At 32.7% G+C, this 20,671-nt stretch carries 20 protein-coding genes; all 20 read right to left on the bottom strand.

Features of this window, described 5'->3' with window-relative positions; translation table 11 throughout:
* Positions 1-14 precede the first annotated feature (14 nt).
* Positions 15-1,301, bottom strand: coding sequence for an RIP metalloprotease RseP (gene rseP, locus NSS86_RS04915; protein ID WP_000121119.1), 1,287 nt, complete (start codon positions 1,299-1,301; stop codon positions 15-17).
* 211 nt (positions 1,302-1,512) lie between these two features.
* Positions 1,513-2,295, bottom strand: a complete 783-nt coding sequence (locus NSS86_RS04910; protein ID WP_000868413.1) for a phosphatidate cytidylyltransferase — start codon at positions 2,293-2,295, stop codon at positions 1,513-1,515.
* Between the two features lie 6 nt (positions 2,296-2,301).
* Entirely contained in the window at positions 2,302-3,072 is a 771-nt protein-coding gene (locus tag NSS86_RS04905) for an isoprenyl transferase (protein WP_000473699.1), read from the bottom strand.
* Between the two features lie 372 nt (positions 3,073-3,444).
* The gene (frr, locus tag NSS86_RS04900; RefSeq protein ID WP_001280006.1) at positions 3,445-3,999 is read right to left on the bottom strand and encodes a ribosome recycling factor; all 555 of its coding nucleotides are present in this window, start codon (positions 3,997-3,999) and stop codon (positions 3,445-3,447) included.
* 18 nt (positions 4,000-4,017) lie between these two features.
* Complete coding sequence (gene pyrH, locus NSS86_RS04895) at positions 4,018-4,740, bottom strand: UMP kinase (protein ID WP_000057330.1); 723 nt, start codon at positions 4,738-4,740, stop codon at positions 4,018-4,020.
* 136 nt (positions 4,741-4,876) lie between these two features.
* A complete protein-coding gene (tsf, locus tag NSS86_RS04890) occupies positions 4,877-5,758 on the bottom strand; it encodes a translation elongation factor Ts (RefSeq protein ID WP_000201391.1) in 882 nt (293 codons plus the stop codon).
* 34 nt (positions 5,759-5,792) lie between these two features.
* Positions 5,793-5,906, bottom strand: coding sequence for a hypothetical protein (locus NSS86_RS04885; protein ID WP_001789890.1), 114 nt, complete (start codon positions 5,904-5,906; stop codon positions 5,793-5,795).
* Between the two features lie 33 nt (positions 5,907-5,939).
* Positions 5,940-6,707 carry a 30S ribosomal protein S2 gene (rpsB, locus tag NSS86_RS04880; protein WP_000268484.1) on the bottom strand — a complete coding sequence of 256 codons (768 nt, stop codon included), beginning with the start codon at positions 6,705-6,707 and terminating at the stop codon, positions 5,940-5,942.
* A gap of 198 nt (positions 6,708-6,905) precedes the next feature.
* Positions 6,906-6,980, bottom strand: a complete 75-nt coding sequence (locus NSS86_RS04875) for a hypothetical protein (RefSeq protein WP_031761472.1) — start codon at positions 6,978-6,980, stop codon at positions 6,906-6,908.
* Between the two features lie 73 nt (positions 6,981-7,053).
* Positions 7,054-7,827 (bottom strand): GTP-sensing pleiotropic transcriptional regulator CodY, encoded by a 774-nt coding sequence (gene codY / locus NSS86_RS04870; RefSeq protein ID WP_000055337.1) that lies wholly within the window; start codon positions 7,825-7,827, stop codon positions 7,054-7,056.
* Between the two features lie 24 nt (positions 7,828-7,851).
* Positions 7,852-9,255, bottom strand: coding sequence for an ATP-dependent protease ATPase subunit HslU (gene hslU, locus NSS86_RS04865; RefSeq protein ID WP_000379054.1), 1,404 nt, complete (start codon positions 9,253-9,255; stop codon positions 7,852-7,854).
* A 65-nt stretch (positions 9,256-9,320) separates the two neighbouring features.
* On the bottom strand, positions 9,321-9,866 hold the full coding sequence (hslV, locus tag NSS86_RS04860; RefSeq protein ID WP_000072681.1) for an ATP-dependent protease subunit HslV: 546 nt from the start codon (positions 9,864-9,866) through the stop codon (positions 9,321-9,323).
* Positions 9,863-10,759, bottom strand: coding sequence for a tyrosine recombinase XerC (gene xerC / locus NSS86_RS04855; RefSeq protein ID WP_001015601.1), 897 nt, complete (start codon positions 10,757-10,759; stop codon positions 9,863-9,865). The genes hslV and xerC overlap by 4 nt, the downstream gene beginning before the upstream one ends.
* A gap of 417 nt (positions 10,760-11,176) precedes the next feature.
* Positions 11,177-12,484 (bottom strand): methylenetetrahydrofolate--tRNA-(uracil(54)-C(5))-methyltransferase (FADH(2)-oxidizing) TrmFO, encoded by a 1,308-nt coding sequence (gene trmFO, locus NSS86_RS04850; protein WP_000195254.1) that lies wholly within the window; start codon positions 12,482-12,484, stop codon positions 11,177-11,179.
* A 155-nt stretch (positions 12,485-12,639) separates the two neighbouring features.
* Positions 12,640-14,715: a type I DNA topoisomerase gene (gene topA / locus NSS86_RS04845; RefSeq protein ID WP_001557331.1), complete on the bottom strand. Its 2,076-nt coding sequence runs from the start codon at positions 14,713-14,715 to the stop codon at positions 12,640-12,642.
* Between the two features lie 173 nt (positions 14,716-14,888).
* The gene (gene dprA / locus NSS86_RS04840) at positions 14,889-15,761 is read right to left on the bottom strand and encodes a DNA-processing protein DprA (protein WP_000593194.1); all 873 of its coding nucleotides are present in this window, start codon (positions 15,759-15,761) and stop codon (positions 14,889-14,891) included.
* A gap of 172 nt (positions 15,762-15,933) precedes the next feature.
* A complete protein-coding gene (gene fmhC, locus NSS86_RS04835) occupies positions 15,934-17,178 on the bottom strand; it encodes a FemA/FemB family glycyltransferase FmhC (protein WP_000672869.1) in 1,245 nt (414 codons plus the stop codon).
* A gap of 27 nt (positions 17,179-17,205) precedes the next feature.
* Entirely contained in the window at positions 17,206-18,324 is a 1,119-nt protein-coding gene (locus NSS86_RS04830) for a LysM peptidoglycan-binding domain-containing protein (RefSeq protein ID WP_001041666.1), read from the bottom strand.
* Between the two features lie 226 nt (positions 18,325-18,550).
* Positions 18,551-19,459 carry a succinate--CoA ligase subunit alpha gene (sucD, locus tag NSS86_RS04825; RefSeq protein WP_000110253.1) on the bottom strand — a complete coding sequence of 303 codons (909 nt, stop codon included), beginning with the start codon at positions 19,457-19,459 and terminating at the stop codon, positions 18,551-18,553.
* Positions 19,460-19,480: 21 nt separating this feature from the next.
* Positions 19,481-20,647, bottom strand: a complete 1,167-nt coding sequence (sucC, locus tag NSS86_RS04820; protein WP_001020801.1) for an ADP-forming succinate--CoA ligase subunit beta — start codon at positions 20,645-20,647, stop codon at positions 19,481-19,483.
* Positions 20,648-20,671: the final 24 nt, after the last annotated feature.

The raw sequence follows: 20,671 nt of genomic DNA, 5'->3' as shown, positions 1-20,671 counted from the left end.
TTTATCCTCCTAAATTATAAGAAATATCGTCGAATATCATTCCACGTTACTAATATCATAATAACGACCATGAAAATGGCACCAATAGCAATAATCGTTGTTTCCGCTTTTTTATTAACTGGTTTTCTGAAAATCGCTTCATATATAACAAATAAAATACGACCACCGTCTAGTGCAGGAATAGGAATTAAATTCATAATACCTAAGTTTACACTTAATAACGCAGTGTAACCAATTAAGCTAATGATACCCGCTTTAACAACTGAGTCGACGTTATGATAAATACCAACCGGACCATTTAACATATCAAATGAGAATCCGCCCGTAAATATACTAGCCAACATACCGACTACAGCTGTAAAAATTAGTGTACTACCTTTCAAAAAGCTTTCAAATCCATATACAATTGGTTTGAAAAGTGTATGTTCACTCGCTGGTTGGAATCCGAGAACATACTTCGTCTCTGAACTTACTTTAGTCAGTTTTCTTTCAGTCTTTTTAGGTGTTAATTCAACTGACTTCGTTTTACCATCACGTTCAAATTTAACAGTCGTCTTATTATCTTTAACTTTATCTAACGCCTTATCAACATCATCAAATTCAGATATTTTATATTTGCCAATTTGAACAATTTTATCACCTTTTTGTAATCCTGCTTGTTGAGCTGGATACTTATCTGCGACTTGTTCTACAGTAGACGTAGGTGTACCTTGATAATATGCAAGACCAATAAATAGGACTAAAGCTAATATAAAGTTAAATAACGGTCCCGCAAATAATGTTAAAAATTTCGGCCATGGCTTTTTATGTGCAAATTGTCTGTCTCTCGGAGCAATTTGAACTAAGCTACCATTTTCAACAAAGAAAGACTTTCTAGCAATTTTAAAATGATGTCTTTCATTATCATAAGCAGTGATACCTTCTATGAATAAGTCATCCTTAAAATCACATTTTTTAACTTCGATCGCTTCAATTTGTTGAAACTTATGATGATCATCTAATATGATATGTGTTATTTCATTTTCTTCATTCAGTTTAATTTTAACGTTCATACCGGGCTCGACTGGTGGCTCTTCTAAGCCATCTCCTGCCATACGAACATATCCACCAACAGGCAATAACCTAATAGTGTAAAGTGTTTCATTTTTTCTAAAACTAAAAATTTTTGGCCCCATACCGATCGCAAATTCTGGACACATAATGCCTGCTCTTTTCGCAAAAAACATATGTCCATATTCATGAACAGTTACTAGTACACCAAAAACAATAATAAATGCAATTATTGTAACTAAATAGCTCACTCGCTACACCTCGATTGTTTATAAATTTCTTTTATTTTAAAATTGATTGCTGTATACGTAACATAAGTCATTATAATATGATACTGACAAATCACAAAATATAACGTCTAATTTTCAAAGTTAATATTGCGTATAATTTTCAAAAGGAGTTCTGAGATTCATTAAATTATCTCAGCAACTCCTCTTTACGTTTATTGATTTGTTCTCAGCATTAAGATTGTATTAATAAAATATTTAATAATGGTAACACAAACATAAAGCTGTCAAATCGGTCTAAAATACCACCGTGTCCAGGTAGTATTCGACCTGAGTCTTTAACGCCGAAATGACGCTTAAATCCTGATTCCACTAAATCACCTAATTGACCAAATAAACTTAAAATCAATGTCACTCCAAGTAATATCCATACATTCATATTGAAATCTACAAAATATAACATTGCAAGAGGCACTATCAAACTACAGAACAAGCCACCTATGAATCCTTCGATTGTCTTATTCGGACTTATTACTGGCCAAAGCTTATGTTTGCCCATCATTTTACCAAATAAGTAAGCCCCTGTATCTGTAAGCCAAACAATTAAAAAGGCATATAATATGTAATGTAATCCTTCTGATCTCGTTTCATAAAAGAACATAAAACCAATGCCTACATAAGCCACAGACATTAAGCAAAATGCAGCATCCATAAAACTAAATCTGTTTTTAGATAAGACAGTATAACTTAATACAATAAAGCTCATTGCAATTAAACTTTTTAATTGAATTACTTGTACCCATGGCCCTGCATGTTGTGGCAACATAATGATGATAAGACCAACTGCACTAATTAAACCAGGAACTGAAACAAATTTAATCATATTCATATTCAACAATTCTTTTAATGCAATCAATGCTAATATATTAGCAAATATCATTAACACAAGGCCGCCTTTTAACAAGATAGGCAAGAATACGATTAAGGCAATAATAGCTGTCAGCGTTCTAACTTTCATACTATACTACTCCTCACTCAATCCGCCAAAGCGTCTTTGACGTGACTGATAAATTTTTATACATTTAATTAATTCATCTTCGTCAAAGTCAGGCCATAATTTTTGATTAAAGATAAATTCACTATACGAAACTTGCCAAATCAAGAAATTACTTATTCTTTGTTCTCCTGAAGTACGAATTAACAACTCTGGATCAGGATAGTCTTTTGTCATTAAATGATTGTTTATATATGTTTCATCTATGATATCACTATTTAAACCTTGTTGATGAAGCTCGTCAAACATATTTTTAATACTATGAACAAGTTCTGCTCTGCCACCATAATTAATTGCAAATATTAATTTTAAGCCGGTATTATTAGCTGTCTTTTCTTTAGCATTATTAATTGCTTCTATCGTTGATTTTGGCAACTTATCAGTAAATCCAATTGTTTCAACTTTGACATTTTTTTCAATTAGTTCCGGTAAGAATGTCTTTAAGAAATTGACAGGCAAATTCATAATATAATTTACTTCACTTTCAGGTCTTGACCAATTTTCAGTGGAAAAGGCATATAAAGTTAAGTACTTAACACCAATATCACTAGCTATCCTAGTAATTTTTTTTATTGTTTGCATACCTTCGTAATGGCCTTTAATTCTAGGCATTTTTCGCTTCTTAGCCCATCGCCCATTACCATCCATAATAATAGCGATATGTTCAGGTATATTAGACGAGTCTAATTCTTCATTATAATTATTTATAGTGTTCTTTTTATTTATTAGCTTTTTAAACATGGTCTTTCCTCCGAGCCTGATCATCTCTGTCATATAATATAAGTTACTAAACAATCATTATCATTTTATCATACTCATTTAATGCATTGAATAAGCAAATAAAAAAACTGTACCAAAGTCTGACTCGGTACAGTTTACACCAGAAATGTGACATACATACTGAGGTTAAAAATTACATAACTTTATTATAGCAATATACCTAATGCCTATTATTTATAAAGTATATGTTTAATTAACTTGTTTAAACACCATTTTTATGCTCATTGTGAATTTAAATTATCACATGCATCTTTGATTTAATTAAACATGCCCATTTTAAATGTTACATTATCGTTTAATACTGGCATTTTAATATGTCATTGTATATTAGTTTTATACTGACATAATATCTTTTTCTTTATCAGCAATCATTTGATCAATTTCTTTTATTGAATTGTCTGTTGCTTTCTGAACATCTTCAGTACCACTTCTCAACTCATCTTCAGTAATGTCGCCATTTTTTTCATCTTTTTTCAACTGATCATTCATATCACGACGAATATTTCGAACAGATACTTTAGCTTCTTCACCAATTTTCTTAACATCTTTAACGCGCTCTTTTCTACGCTCTTCTGTTAAGGCAGGTACTGCAATACGTATCACTTCACCATCACTTGTTGGGTTGACACCTAAGTTAGCCGCTATTATCGCTTTTTCGATGTCAGCTACAGAAGTTTTGTCGTATGGAGAAATAACAAGTAAACGTGCTTCTGGAACATTGATGCTTGCTAATTGTTGTACAGGTGTTGGTGCACCATAGTAATCAACTGTTACGCCGTTTAATAAATTTGAATTAGCTCTTCCTGCACTGATATTAGCTAATTCACGTGATAAGCTTTCGATTGATTTTTGCATTCTTGATTTAGTTTCATTAATAATGTCACTCATTATTTTACACCTCTAAATTTATTTTGTAATTAACGTACCTATCTTTTCACCCATAACAGCACGTTTAATATTCCCTTCTTCCATAATAGAGAAAACAGTTAACGGAATGTTATTATCCATACAGAATGAGGATGCTGTTGAATCCATTACTTGTAAACCTTCTTGAAGCATTTGAATATGCGTTAAATGTTCATATTTTACCGCATCTTTGTTTACTTTAGGATCTGCAGAATATACACCATCTACATTATTTTTGCCCATTAAAATAACATCTGCTTCAACTTCTGCAGCACGTAATGCCGCTGTAGTATCTGTAGAGAAGTATGGGTTTCCAATACCTGCAGCAAAAATAACTACGCGTTTCTTTTCTAAGTGTCTAATTGCACGACGACGAATATAAGGTTCAGCCACTTGCTTCATTTCAATAGATGTTAATACTCGTGTATCACAATCCAATTGTTCTAAACTATCTTGTAATGCTAAGGCATTCATTACAGTTGCAAGCATACCCATGTAATCAGCAGTTCCACGGTCCATACCTAAGTCACTACCTGTTTTACCTCTCCAAATGTTTCCGCCACCAACGATTACTGCGATTTCACAGTCCATTTTAGCAACTTCAGCCACTTGCTCAGCAACACTTTTAATAATTACTGGATTTATGCCAAATCCTTTTTCTCCAGCTAACGCTTCACCACTTAGTTTCAAAACTACACGTTTATATTTAGAAATTTGAGCCATTTTCTTATCCTCTCTATCGTGAATATATGTAACATATACAAGTAAAGAAGACACAGTTGTCGTTTTATTAGAATGATTTACATTTTAATAAAGCAACATTAAAGGTGTCTTCTTCCTTGTTTTACTTTATGACAGATTATTTCATTTGTCCTTTAACTTCATCCGCAAAGTTTTCTTCGCGTTTTTCCATACCTTCGCCTACTTCATAGCGTACGAAGTCAACAAGTTTTCCACCTTTTGTTTTTAAGAAAGCTTCAACTGTTACATCAGGGTTTTTAACGAAGTCTTGATCTACAGCACAAATTTCTTGTAAGTATTTACGTAAACGTCCTTCCACCATTTTTTCAACGATGTTTTCTGGTTTACCTTCATTTAATGCTTGTTGTTTTAAAACTTCTCTTTCGTGGTTGATTTCTTCTTCGCTAACTTGTTCAGAAGAAACATATTTAGGGTTGATTGCAGCGATATGCATAGCAACGTCTCTTGCTGCTTCTTCGTCAGTTGAACCTTCAACAACTGTTAATACACCAATGCGTCCACCCATGTGTAAGTAAGCGCCGAAAGCATCGTTATCAGTTTTAGTTCTGATAGCAAAACGACGAACACTTAATTTTTCACCGATTGTTGAAATTGCTTCTTTAATTCTTTCATCAACTGATTTACCATTTGGTAAAGTTGTTTCCATTAAAGCTTCAACAGTTTCAGCTTTTGTATCTAATATTTGATTAGCGATTTCTTTAACTAACTCTTGGAATCCTTCGTTACGAGCAACAAAGTCTGTTTCAGAGTTGATTTCAACGATAACTGCGTCGTTACCTTTAGTTTCTACATGTACTAAACCTTCAGCCGCAATACGGTCTGCTTTTTTAGCTGCTTTAGCAATACCTTTTTCACGTAGGTAATCAATCGCTTTATCGATGTCACCATCAGTTTCAGTTAGCGCTTTTTTACAATCCATCATACCCGCGCCAGTTTTTTTACGTAATTCTTTAACAAGTTTTGCTGAAATAGTTGCCATTCATTATTCCTCCAATAAGTTATCATTTTATATATTATGATTTTAGCATTATTATAGGCAAGATTGCCAATACTCTAATTGAATATTTGTAATTTGCCTCGATTTTCTTTTTAAAAAAGGTGATAAGCATTAATATCTTATCACCCATTTAAACTATATCTAAGTCAGATTCAACAGTTGATTATTCTTCAGTTGCTTCTGTTTCTTCTGATTTTTCTTTTTCATCTAAATCGATGTTTTGTTCTGCAGCTACTTCTTCATTAGAAACGCCTTGTTGACCTTCTAAGATTGCATCTGCCATTTTAGCAGTTAATAATTTAACCGCACGGATAGCATCGTCGTTTGCTGGGATAACGTAGTCAATTTCGTCAGGATCACAGTTAGTGTCAACGATACCTACGATAGGAATATTTAATTTACGAGCTTCAGCAATTGCATTACGCTCTTTACGTGGGTCAACTACGAATAATGCTTGAGGCATTGATTTCATATCACGAATTCCGCCTAAGAATTTGATTAAACGGTCGTATTCTTTTTTAAGTTCTACTACTTCTTTTTTAGGTAATACTTCGAATAAACCATCTTCTTCCATTTTTTCAATTTCAGAAATACGTTTGATTCGTTTTGAGATTGTTTTATAGTTAGTTAATAATCCACCTAACCATCTTTGGTTAATGTAGAATTGACCAGCACGTTCTGCTTCAGATTTAACTGATTCTTGTGCTTGTTTTTTAGTTCCTACGAATAAGACTTGTCCACCATCTTCTGAAACTTGTTTCAAGAAGTTGTATGCCTCGTCTACTTTTTTCACTGTTTTTTGTAAGTCGATGATATAAATACCATTTCTCTCAGTGAAGATATATTTTTTCATTTTTGGGTTCCAACGACGTGTTTGGTGACCGAAGTGAACACCCGCTTCTAGTAATTGTTTCATTGAAATTACTGCCATTATAAATTCCTCCTATTGGTTAATTACCTCCATAGCAAACTATTGTAAAGACAATATATAAATATTGCACCCTTTACACAATCACGTTTGATATGTGTGTATTGGCTTTATAGCCGAAAATAAATATAACATAATGCCGTGTCTAAAGCAAATGTTTTTCAAGCATTTTTCCATAAATTTAAAGGTAATTCTATCAAGTTAATGTGAAATATCAATTTGATTGAAAATTAGACAAAAATAAAGAAATGACTTCAACATAATCATCAAAGTCATTTCGTTGAGTTGACTACTGCCAAGATAACATCGTCACGACTAGGACATTGAATTATGTCCCAGACTCATCGACTTATTTACTTTTTTCTAATTCATCTAAGAATTTTTCTTTTTTAACTTTAATGAAAGTACCTTTCATTCCTAAAGAACGTGATTCAATTACACCAGCACTTTCTAATTTACGTAGTGCATTTACAATTACAGATCTAGTAATACCAACTCTATCTGCAACTTTTGATGCGATTAATAGGCCTTCCGTACCGCCAAGTTCTTCAAAGATATGTTCAATCGCTTCTTTTTCAGAATAAGATAATGAATTAATTGCCATTGTAATAGCAGCTTTATCGCGCGCTTCTTTTTCTACTTCACTATGCTTCTCACGTAAGATTTCCATACCAATAACTGTAGCAGCATATTCACCTAGTACCAAATCATTTTCATTAAAATCATCATGTACTCGACCAAGTACTAATGTACCTAATCTTTCTCCTCCACCTAAAATTGGGAAGATAGTTGTACGACTATCTATGAATAATTCTCTGTTTTCAGGTGGGAATACTGTTAATACATTGTCGATATCAATATTTGATTCTGTTTGTTTAACTTCCATTAATCGTTCTGTATATTCACTTGGAATATGTCTTTCTTCCAACATTTGAATAATTCTTTGACTTTTTAATAATTCATTTAGACTCGACCCTAAAATTTTACCTCGACGCGATACAATAAATACATTTGTTACAGTTACGCTACTAATCGTTTGTGCTACATCTTTAAAATCAACCGCAATACCTTTGTGTTTTTGAAGTAACGTGTTTAACTCTCTCGTTTTAGATAATAAGCTCATGAATTTTTCTCCTTTTGTATATTTTTATAGAATAAATGCACTTAAATCTTTATTTGTTGAAATTGATTTTAATTTATCATCAACATATTGTGGGGTAATATCTACAACTGCATTCGGCATACTTGGTGCTTCGAATGATAAATCTTCTAGCATCTTTTCTAAAATTGTATGAAGTCGACGTGCACCAATGTTGTCTGTATCTTGATTTACTTGATAAGCAATCTCAGCTAAGCGAGTAATTGCTTCATCGGTAAAGTTTACAGTAACTTCTTCTGTTTGAAGCAATGCTTCATATTGTTTAATTAATGACAATTTTGGTTCTGTCAAAATTCTTACAAAATCTTCTACCGATAAACTATCAAGTTCAACTCTAATCGGAAAACGACCTTGCAATTCTGGTATCAAGTCACTCGGCTTAGATACATGGAAAGCTCCAGCACCTATAAACAGCATATGTTCAGTATTCACAGTACCATATTTGGTTTGAATAACGCTACCTTCAAGTATAGGTAAAATATCTCTTTGAACACCTTGTCTTGAGACATCTTGACCACTATTATGATTATTCGTCGCAACTTTGTCGATTTCATCTATAAAGATGATACCCATTTGTTCTGCTAATTCAAGCGCTTCTTGGTTAGCGCTTTCTTGATCAATTAGTTCATCCGCATAACTATCAGCTAAGATTTTCCTTGCCGTCTCAACAGCAACTTCTCGCTCAACTTTCTTTTTAGGCATTAATTGATTCATCATCTCTTGCATTTGCTGATTTTGATTTGTACCTAGCATACCTAAAGCACCAGGATCTTGTTCGACTTTAATTCTTACCTTTTCTTTTTCAAGTTTGCCTTCTTCTAGCTGTCTCTTAATTTCAGAACGTTTTGTTTTAATTTCCTCAGTAGGTGGTTCTTCTTCATCTTCGTTATTTTGTCCGAAATTTGGAATTGCACCTCCGAAAAGTGACTCTAAAGGATTATTCGTTTGAGACGCTTTCTTTTTCATACTTGGAACTAATAACTTAACAAGTTTTTCATTGGCCTTAGCTGTTGCTTCATCTTGTACCAATGATTTTTTCTGCGCCTTGACTAATCTTACTGAAACATCAACAAGATCTCTAACCATACTTTCAACATCTCGTCCTACATAACCTACCTCAGTAAATTTAGTAGCTTCTACTTTTATAAATGGCGCGCCGACAACTTTGGCCATTCTTCTTGCAATTTCAGTTTTACCAACGCCGGTTGGTCCAATCATCAAAATATTTTTAGGTGAAATTTCTTGCTTTGATTCCTCATCTAATAAACTTCTTCTGTATCGATTACGTAGGGCAATTGCCACTTTACGTTTAGCATCATTTTGTCCAACGATATATTCATTTAATTTAGATACGATTTCTTTTGGAGTTAATCTTATTCCAGCTGTATCCATTAATTTCATTCCTCCGTCTTTTAACTAAAATTAATTGGTCGTAATTATTTATCGTGCTCTGATTATTATAGTGTTTCAACAACAATATTATCGTTGGTAAAGACACAAATATCAGCCGCTACTTTCAAGCTCTCATATGCCATTTCTTCAGCAGACAAATGCGATGCATGGCGTTTCAATGCACGTCCTGCGCTTAATGCGTAGTTGCCCCCTGATCCAATAGCGATAAGGTCATCATCTGGGGCAATAACTTCGCCAGTTCCACTGACAACTAAAATAGCATCTTTATCCATTACAATTAGCATAGCTTCTAATTGACGTAATTGTTTATCGCCTCGCCATTCTTGTGCCAATTCAACAGCAGCTCTTTCTAAGTTACCACTAAACTGTTGTAATTTTGTTTCAAATTTTTCAAATAACGTAAACGCATCTGCTACACTACCTGCGAAACCAGCTAACACTTTACCTTCATATAAACGTCGCACTTTTCTTGCCGTTTGTTTCATGATGACTTGTTGACCAAGCGTTACTTGTCCATCTCCAGCCATAGCTGCTTTCCCATTATGTCTTACAGCATAAATTGTTGTTGCATGTAATGTTGTATTACTCATGTTTCATTCTCCTTTTTCGCTCGAGGATGTGCATTTAGATACACTTTTCTTAATTGTTGGTTAGATACGTGTGTATATTTACCAGTTGTTGACAAATTAACATGACCTAATAACGATTGTACTGTTCTTAGGTCTGCACCTTGATTCAATAAATGCGTTGCAAATGTATGTCTGAGCTTGTGGGGATGAATCTCACTTACGCCTGCTGTTCGTTTAACAATATCATTTAAAACATATCGTACACCGCGTTCAGTGATTGCTTCACCCTTCATATTTAAAATAAGAAAATCATGATTGCATGACTGAATTGGTTTGAAATGTTCTAAATAATTTTCGATGCTTTGTCTACAATAAGCACCAAACGGTACAAAACGCTCTTTGCTCCCTTTTCCTAATACGGTAACACCATTCGCGTAAAAATCTATATCTTGTTTTTTAATATTTACTAATTCCGAAACACGGATGCCTGTAGCATACAACAATTCAAGAATAACTCGATCCCGTAAATTTTTTGAAGTGTCCTCTTCTACAGTTTTGAATAACGCTTCCATTTCTTCTTCGTAAAAGAATTGCGGAAGATATTTTTCTTTTTTCGGATGTACTAATTGAACAAATGGATTAATAATGTTCTCATCAAGCGTCATCCAATATTCATAGAAAGTTCTTAACGTTGAGATTTTACGAGAAACAGATGTTCTTTTCAAATGATTTGAATATAAATAGCTCAAATAATTTCTAGCATCTCTGTATTCAAAAGTTTTCAACTGTAAATGTTCTTGTTCTAAAAATTGATTAAACTGAATTAAGTCATCTTGATATGATTTCAATGTATGTTCCGAAAAATTCCGTTCAACTTTCAATGTATTTAAAAACGCTTCTTGAATATGATTCAATACATTTACCCTCCATCAATAAGAATTGTAGCATATACAGCAAAGGGCTTACAGTAATTTGATAATCAATTCTAAATCTTTTGAGAATTAAATAATTGTAACTAATCGGAAAACCTGTTAATTAGAATACCTCTTTTTTAAATTAATTACTAAAAGTCTTTATTAATAGCCTTGCCATTTATTATTTCATTGTCTTTTAAATAAAGTTTATTTAAAACATTCTCTTACATGTTACATCAATCAACTTATTGCGTGTTATTTATTTAGATATTTTTTTGAATACGAATTCTAAATTGTCAGAAATACGTAACAATTCCAAAATTAAAAAGACTAGGATAAGTATTTTCCATTTAGAAAGTCATTACTTACTCGTTGATGACTTAAGAATGAATAGCATATCTAGTCTTTCTAACTATTTTATAAAGTTTTTTTGAAATTTTCTAAGTAATCCAAAGCTCTATTAGCTTGTGCTTCATAGCGTTCTTTTTTATCTTTAATTCTAGTTTCTAAAGATGGTAATAACCCGAAGTTAGCATTCATAGGTTGGAAATTCTTATTGTTTTTAGCATGAGAAATATAGTAAGCCATACTTCCAATCATAGTTTCTCTCGGAAATACTACCTCACCTTTGCCTAATATTTTATGCGCAAGATTGATACCTGCAACTAAGCCGCTAGCTGCGCTTTCTACATAACCTTCAACACCAGTCATTTGTCCCGCAAACTGTATGTTTGGTTGTGAAATCAATTCATATTTTTCGTTTAATACGTCCGGTGAGTTAATGAAGGTATTTCTATGCATCACACCATATCTAACAATATCAACATTCTCTAAACCTGGAATTAATTTAATGACTTCTTTTTGAGCTCCCCATTTTAAATGTGTTTGGAAGCCGACAATATTGTAGAGTGTGCCAGCAGCGTCATCTTGTCTTAATTGAACCACTGCATAAGGACGTTTCCCAGTCTTTGGATCTTCTAATCCTACTGGTTTCATTGGTCCAAATAGTAATGTCTTGCGCCCGCGTTCTGCCATTACTTCAAAAGGCATACAACCCTCGAAATATTTTTCTTTTTCAAATGAATTTACAGGTGCAACTTCAGCTTCTAATACTGCATCATAAAAGCGATTAAATTCATCCTCAGTCATAGGACAGTTTAAATATGCAGCTTCACCTTTATCATAACGGGACTTTAAGTAAACTTTATCCATATCAATAGATTCTTTTTCAATAATTGGAGCAGCTGCATCATAGAAATAAAGTTGATCTTTACCAGTAATGTCCACTATTTCTTGCGCAAGGGTTTCTGTAGTAAGTGGTCCTGTTGCGATAATTGTGTATCCATCTGGAATGGCATTAATTTCTTCATTAATAACTGTGATATTTTCATGATTTTTAAGTGTTTCAGTAATATAACCTGAAAAATCGTGTCTATCAACTGCTAATGCACCACCAGCTGGAACTCGTGCCTTATCAGCCGCTTCAATAATTATAGAATTCAATCTTCTCATTTCTTCTTTTAAAACACCCACACCATTAGTTAAAGCATTTCCGCGTAATGAATTGGAACATACAAGTTCCGCAAATTTATCAGTATGGTGCGCTGGTGTTTGTTTAACAGGTCTCATCTCTATTAGATTAACTTTAATTCCTCTTTCAGCTAATTGATATGCCGCTTCTGAACCGGCAAGACCAGCACCTATTACATTTACAGTTTGAGTCATTTCTATACTCCTTTTATTGTCATTTATGTCTTTTAATTATGTTGTTATGTTTATATTATCCGCACTTATTTAGATTAATCCATTACTATCTTTAAAATAAGATTCACTAATGATTCTATTTAACAATCTTAAAATGTCTCTAGGGAATAAAAATATTATTTCTGCGCTGCCTCTTTATAATCGCAATTTGAACATATTACTTGTGTTGTCTTGCCTTTTTTATTTTCAACAAGATATTGGTTACATTTTGGACAATCTCTTCCAATCGGCTTATCCCAAGAGATAAAGTCGCATTCAGGATATTTCGAACATCCATAAAAGACACGATTCTTTTTAGATTTTCTTTCTACGACGTCACCATCATTACATTTTGGACATTTAACACCAATAGACTTAACTATCGCTTTTGTATTACGACAATCCGGGAAGTTTGAGCAAGCCATGAACTTACCATAGCGTCCCATTTTTATAACCATAGGAGAACCACAAACTTCACAGTCTTCACCGGCTGGCTCATCTTTGATTTCAATCTTTTCCATCTCTTCTTCAGCACGTTCAACATCTTGTTTAAAGCTACTAAAGAAACCGTCTATTACTTTTCTCCATGTAATGTCGCCTTCTGCAATCTTATCAAGTAACGTTTCCATATTCACTGTGAATTCCACATCAATAATCTCTGGGAAGTATTCTTTCACTTGTTCATGAACTATTTCTCCCAACTCAGTAGGAACAAAACGCTTACTTTCTAATTTGACATAGTTACGCTTTTGAATCGTATCTATTGTCGGTGCATAAGTTGATGGTCGCCCAATTTTCAATTCTTCTAGTGTTTTTACTAATCTCGCCTCAGTATATCTTGGAGGTGGTTGTGTATAGTGTTGAGCTGGTTCAATTTGAGTTGCTGTGACTTTATCACCTTGCTCTAATTTAGGCAGTTTATTTTCCTTTTCGCTATCACTATCATCTTTAGTTTCTACATAAAGTGTCATAAATCCTTTAAACTTGATTGTTTGACCATTCGCTCTAAATTTAATGTCACCTTGTGTTATGTCTAATGAGACTGTATCAAGTATTGCTGGAGCCATTTGACTAGCAACAAATCGTTCCCAAATTAATTTGTATAATCGGTATTGGTCTTTCGTCAAAAATGACTTCATATCATCTGGCGTACGCATAGTACTTGAAGGTCTAATAGCCTCATGGGCATCTTGGTCACCTTGTTTCCCTGATGCTTTACGTTTAGAAGTGTAAGATTCACCGTATTTATCAGTTATATACTGTTTTGCTTCAGCTTTGGCAGTATCTGAAATACGTGTAGAATCGGTTCTCATATATGTTATTAAACCAATCGTACCTTGTTTTTTCAAATCTATACCTTCATATAATTGTTGTGCGACCATCATTGTTTTTCTTGCTTTAAAGTTTAATTTACGTGCCGCCTCTTGTTGTAATGTAGAAGTTGTAAATGGGTTTGCTGGATTACGCGTTTTTTCTTTTTTAGTCACGTTTGTAATTTCGAATTGATCTCCATCTAGTGCAGCTGTAATTTTCTCAACATCTTTTTTCGTTTTTAATTTAAAAGGTTTATTTTTATAATGAAGGAATTTAGCATTGAATTTTGATTTTTTGTATCTAAATTCTCCTTCAATAGTCCAATATTCTTCTGGTTTAAAGTTTCGAATTTCATTTTCACGGTCAATGACTAAACGAAGTGCAACAGATTGAACTCGACCCGCTGACAAACCTTTTTTCACTTTTTTCCATAGAACTGGCGAGATGTTATAGCCAACCAATCTATCTAATATTCGACGCGCTTGTTGTGCATCGACTAAGTTCATTTCAATTTCTCTAGGATTTTTAAAACTTTCTTTAACAGCGTCTTTAGTTATTTCGTTGAAAACAACGCGATTTTCTTTAGAATCTTCAAGCTCTAAAATTTTTGATAAATGCCAAGCAATTGCTTCACCTTCACGGTCGGGGTCACTTGCGAGAAAGACGTTTTTCGCTTTTTTTGCATGTTTTTTCAATTCTTTTACAACAGGACCTTTTCCGCGTATTGTTATATATTTTGGTTCGTAATTATCTTCAGTGTCGACACCCATTTGACTTCTTGGTAAGTCTCTGACGTGTCCCATTGAAGCTATAACTTTATATTTCTTACCTAAATACTTTTCAATGGTTTTTGCTTTTGCAGGCGATTCAACAATGACTAAATTATCTGCCAATGTCATTTCCCCCTCGCTAATCTAATTACTAAAGATAAATGATAAACGCTTAATTTTGCTTTTGTCAACGTTTTATATCTAAACAAATCATTTTCCCTGTCTATTTTTTATAGATTTTATTAAAAAATAAATTACAAAGGGTAACAAAAGAAATATGAAGCAACTCGTTATTTTTAGTTTTAAATATAGTAGTCTTCAAATATATCATTAGCGTTTAATACTACCTTAGCACCTTCTTGGATACGTAATAAATTACCTTTTGTCATAGGATTAAACATAGATCCAGGTAAAACATAAACATTTCTATTTTGCTCTAATGCAAAATCTATCGTGATGTGACTGCCACTTTGTTCCTTAGCCTCAGTAATTAAAACCCCTTTTGACAAACCGCTGATAATTCTATTGCGCTCAGGAAATCTATATTTAGCAATTGGTGTATGTGGTGGATATTCGGATATAACTAAACCTTTTTCTTCTATTTTATTTCTTAATGCTAATGTACTTTTGGGATAATGTGTTTGATGGCCAAAGGCTAAAACTGCAATTGTAGGGAGATTGTATTTTAAAGCTATTTGATGTGCCATTGCATCAGCTCCTTGAGCAAGGCCGGAAACAATTGTTAAATATTTGCTTTTATCATTTGATAATAAAAATTCTAAAGACTGTTGGGTATAACTTGTAGAATCTCTTGCACCTACTACTGCCAAATGATGCATATTATTTATTAATTTGATGTTCCCTTTATAGAAAAGAAGTAATGGAAATTGATATATTTCTTTTAATAGCACTGGGTATTCAGAATCCATATATGTAATGTAACTTACTTTTAATTTCTGCAGTTCTTTAATAATATCGTTATGATCAAGTTTTATAAAAGCATAGTATTTACGTAATAAAAGAACATTTTCTTCCCTATTCACCCATTCACATAAATAACTATCTTTTTTTCTTCCCTCCTCTTTAATTACATTAGGATATGCCATTAAAAATTGATGAATTTGTTTAGTCGAAAAGTGTGCCCAGTATAACTTAAGCAAAAATAGTTTAATCAATAAATCAACTCCTTTTTGTAATCATACAAAATCATATTCTATTTTTGTTTTACATTTCTAATACAAAAACATTGTCGATGTAATGTTATTTTAAGGAGTAAAAATACTGACTTAAAAAGTGAAAAGTATGTTGGAAAGAATTTAAAATTTCAATTTCCAACATACTTTATAATTAAACCTTATAAATAAGTTTTGCAAATTTATATAGAATTGGTCTTACTGGTTTGATGAAATCACCAATTAATTCTTCAACATGTGCATTAAAACCCTTTTTAAATTGTTGAACACCAAAATCATCCGCCTCATTACTAAAGACGCCTGTTATTCCATAAAAATTATACCTATTAATATTATGTGATTTTGCATATTTTATCATATGCCATTGTAGATGATATGCACCCATATACTGATTATATTTCGGATTTGATCCACTTGATAGATAATAAACTTCATCATCAGTACATATAAATAAAGCAGCAGCTAAATCCAAAACAGGTCCATCTTCTAATATTAGTTCTTCGGTTTTACTAATTCTATTATTAATACTAGATAATTGCATATTTAACTGATTTAATTTTGATTTATTCTTTTTAGAATTTGGATTTTCATTTAATGCTCTGTTCACAGTCATCATTTCATTTTCGATTTTCAATAATTGTATTTTTAATTTATCTTGATATTCATTAAGATTTATACAAGCTATCTTTAACATTGCCTTATCTTTATATATTTCTTGCATTCGTTTAAAATAATCTTCATTCATGAAATGAAAACCATGTTTTTCTTCAGCCATTTGAAACAATTTATAAAATCGATTTGTTTCTTCAATAGATAAATCTTCAACCTTAACACCAATCTCAATAGTCTTTTTTATATTTCTTCTAGTTTGGTATTCCATTTCTTTTAAAAGTTGATTCTCATCTTTATCTTTTAAATCCAATACAGAAATCCACCTAATTTGACTTTTATTTGAATATCCTGTTGTATAACCTTGATGGAGATACCCAATTTTCCCTAGCATCTTTACTATCACTGAATTATTATAATTCTTTATTATCCTACCATTTGCATCTCTTAAATTCTCTATTAAATATGGATCAACAAGAATAAATACTCCTCTATTTTTATAAATGAATTTAGATAATTCTTTAAAAAAGTAACAAACTAATTTAGCATCGAAATAATCAAGTAAAGGACCTCTATGAGAGTAGAAATATTTGTAGAATTTAAAAATTCGTGCCTCTGTTAATAAACATGCAGCTATAACTTCATTTTTATCATTCTTCACTCCCACAATATGTGCTTCATGATTTATTTTATTTCTATAATTATATAATTCTATAGACTGTGTATAATGTTTGAAGTGCTTTTTGGTGTAGTTGGTAAATTCTTCTTCACTTAAAGTTGAAAATTTCATATTTCAATGTCCTGCCTTCGATTTAAATTATGCTTTTTTAAATGGTCTAATAAAAATCATATCATTTTCATAATTATGAACAACTTTATGTGCAACCTCTGCTTTACGCCATCCACCATTATTCCAGTTTTGATCTAAACTTTGGAACTTCATTAATTTTCCATCATAATCACCATTTAAGACAATAGCTGTATGACCATATCCTCCACCAAATCTTCCACTAAAAACCACTAAGTCCCCAGGTTCAGCTTTGAAAGTTGGTGTGTTGTGATAAATTTTAGCTTCACTATTAAAATTATTTGCATATGGTATATCTTTAGCTCCATATCCTTTTAATCCATGACCATAAAGATGATTCCAATATACATTAACTAAATCGAAACATTGCCATCCATAACTACCGTCGAAATCCCATCCTCTATTCTCTAATGTTTTCAAATAATTTAATGTACTGCTATTACTATTACTTTTATTATTTGAAGACACTGTTTTTGGTTTTGGTTCTACTAATGGTGTCATTGGCACTTTTAATTTTTGACCAATAAATATTAAATTAGGATTTGCTATATTATTTGTATTTTGAATATTTGAAACTGTAGTTTTGTATTTTAATGCTATAGCACTAAGTGTGTCTCCTTTTTTTACAGTATAGATTTGTGTTTTTGGAGCTTCTCTAAAACTGTAGTAACCAAAGTAATTATTAGTAACTTTATTCGTTTTCTTCTGATTAGAATTTTGAGCTTCCAAGTTTGCAATTTTAATTTCTTTAGTAGGTTCATTGTTATTAATAACTAGATTGTTACCTTGGCTTGAGTTTTTCGGAGTATTTGAAATCTTTATATCTTGATTAATTTCATTTCCGTTTGAAATTGCTGATTTGTTGTCTAACTTTAAACTTGTGTCCGATGTTTTAACAGCACCTTCATTTTTTATTTTGTCTTTTGTCGTATTTTTATTAGCATTTAACTCTGATTTCGCGAATACATTTTGCTCATACCCTCTTGTAAAATCTTTAGATTTATCAATTTCATCTGCATATGCTTTGTTCGACATACCCAATGCCAAAAACATACCTATTGAAATTGACAAAATTCCAATACTAACTTTTCTAATTGAATAGCGTACTTTACTTTGTTGTTTATTCATGATGGAACACTCCTTACAATAATATATAAACATTATAACATAGTGCACTATATATTTTAATTAAAATTTTCTTTGTTTTATAAAGCTATTGTAGGAGGTAAAATAATTAACTTGTCTTTCCAAAATATGAAAAGTGTACTAAAATTCATTGCACGACAAATAGCCCATTTCCGATACTTTTATAAAGTATGGAATGGGCTATAGCCATTTATATCATCTTTTAACTTTATTTATTAACTGTTAATAATGATTCATAAATACCTGCTTCTTTAGCAGCTTCAATTAATGTTGAACCAATTTCTGAAGGTGTTGCCGCTGTTTTCACACCACAACTATTTAATGTTTTTATTTTCTCTTCAGCAGTACCTTTACCACCTGAAATGATTGCACCAGCATGTCCCATACGTTTTCCAGGAGGTGCTGTTTGTCCACCGATAAAGCCTACAACTGGTTTTGTCATATTCGCTTTAATCCATTCAGCTGCTTCTTCTTCAGCTGTACCACCGATTTCACCAATCATAACAACTGCTTTCGTTTCGTCATCTTCATTGAATGCTTTTAAAACATCAATAAAGTTTGTTCCGTTGACTGGGTCTCCACCAATACCAACAGCTGTAGTTTGACCAATACCTTCTTCAGTCAATTGGTGCACTGCTTCATATGTTAGTGTACCTGAACGTGATACTACACCAACATGACCTTTTTTGTGAATATAGCCAGGCATAATACCAATTTTACATTCATCTGCTGTAATCACACCTGGACAGTTCGGACCAACTAAACGTGTTTTTCTACCTTGTAAGTAGCGTTTAACTTTAACCATGTCTAATACAGGAATATGTTCAGTGATACAAATAACCATATCTAAGTCTGCATCAGCTGCTTCTAAAATTGAGTCTGCAGCAAATGGTGCTGGAACGTAAATGACTGAAACCGTTGCCCCAGTTTCATTTTTAGCTTCTTCAACAGTGTTGAAAACAGGAACGCCTTCAACAACTTGACCACCTTTACCAGGCGTCACACCTGCTACTATTTTCGTACCATAATCAAGCATTTGTTTTGTATGGAAAAGGGCAGTAGACCCTGTAATACCTTGTACCATTACTTTAGTATTCTTATCTATAAATACACTCATCTTAGTGCTCCCATCCTTTCCTTATGCTTCTTTGACTAGTTTAACAATTTTTTGTGCACCTTCAGCCATTGTTGCTGCTGGTTCAATTGCTAATCCTGAGTCTTTTAAGATTTTTTTACCTAACTCAACATTTGTACCTTCTAAGCGTACAACTAGTGGTAAAGTTAAATCTACTTCTTTTACAGCTTCAACGATACCTTCTGCGATAACATCACATTTCATAATGCCACCGAAAATGTTTACAAAAATACCTTTAACATTTTCATCACCTAAAATGATTTTAAATGCTTCAGTTACTTTTTCTCTAGTAGCGCTTCCGCCTGCATCTAAGAAATTGGCTGGGTTTCCACCGAAATGATTAATCGTATCCATTGTTGCCATGGCTAAACCTGCACCATTAACCATACATCCGATGTCACCATCTAATGCAATGTATGATAAATCATGTTTAGACGCTTCAATCTCTTTCGGATCTTCTTCTTCTAAATCACGTAATTCTACAACATCTTTATGTCTGAATAATGCATTATCATCAAAATTAATTTTAGCATCTAATGCCAATACATCACCATCAGCTGTTGTAACTAATGGGTTGATTTCTACGATTGAACAATCTTTTTCAATGAATACATTATAAAGTGCTAATAAGAATTTAGCAGCTTTGTTAACAGATTCTTTAGGAATATTAATATTAAACGCAATTCGTCTTGCTTGGAATGGTGAAAGTCCGATTACTGGATCGATAGTTTCTTTGAAGATCTTTTCAGGAGTCTTCGCAGCAACTTCTTCAATCTCAGTGCCCCCTTCTTCAGACGCCATCAATGTTACTTGGTCAGTCGCACGATCAATAACGAATCCAACGTAATATTCTTTTTGAATAGCACAACCTTCTTCGATATATAAACGTTTAATTTCTTTACCTTCTGGACCAGTTTGATGTGTCACCAAAGTTTTCCCTAATAATTCTTTTGCATATGTTTCTACCTCAGATAAAGATTTAGCAATTTTTACTCCGCCTGCTTTACCTCTACCTCCAGCATGAATTTGTGCTTTTACAACATATACATCAGAATTTAATTCTTTTGCTTTCTCCACCGCTTCTTCAGCAGTAAATGCTACTCGTCCTTCTGGAACTGCAACGCCCATTGAACGAAATATTTCTTTACCTTGATACTCGTGGATATTCATCTTCCATCCTCCTGTTACTTAGGT

The sequence above is a fragment of the Staphylococcus sp. FSL W8-0056 genome, assembly GCF_037963075.1.
GTDB classification, from domain to species: Bacteria; Bacillota; Bacilli; order Staphylococcales; family Staphylococcaceae; genus Staphylococcus; species Staphylococcus aureus.
Note: the sequence above shows the minus strand (reverse complement) of the source record. Positions and strands in the feature narration are given on the sequence as shown.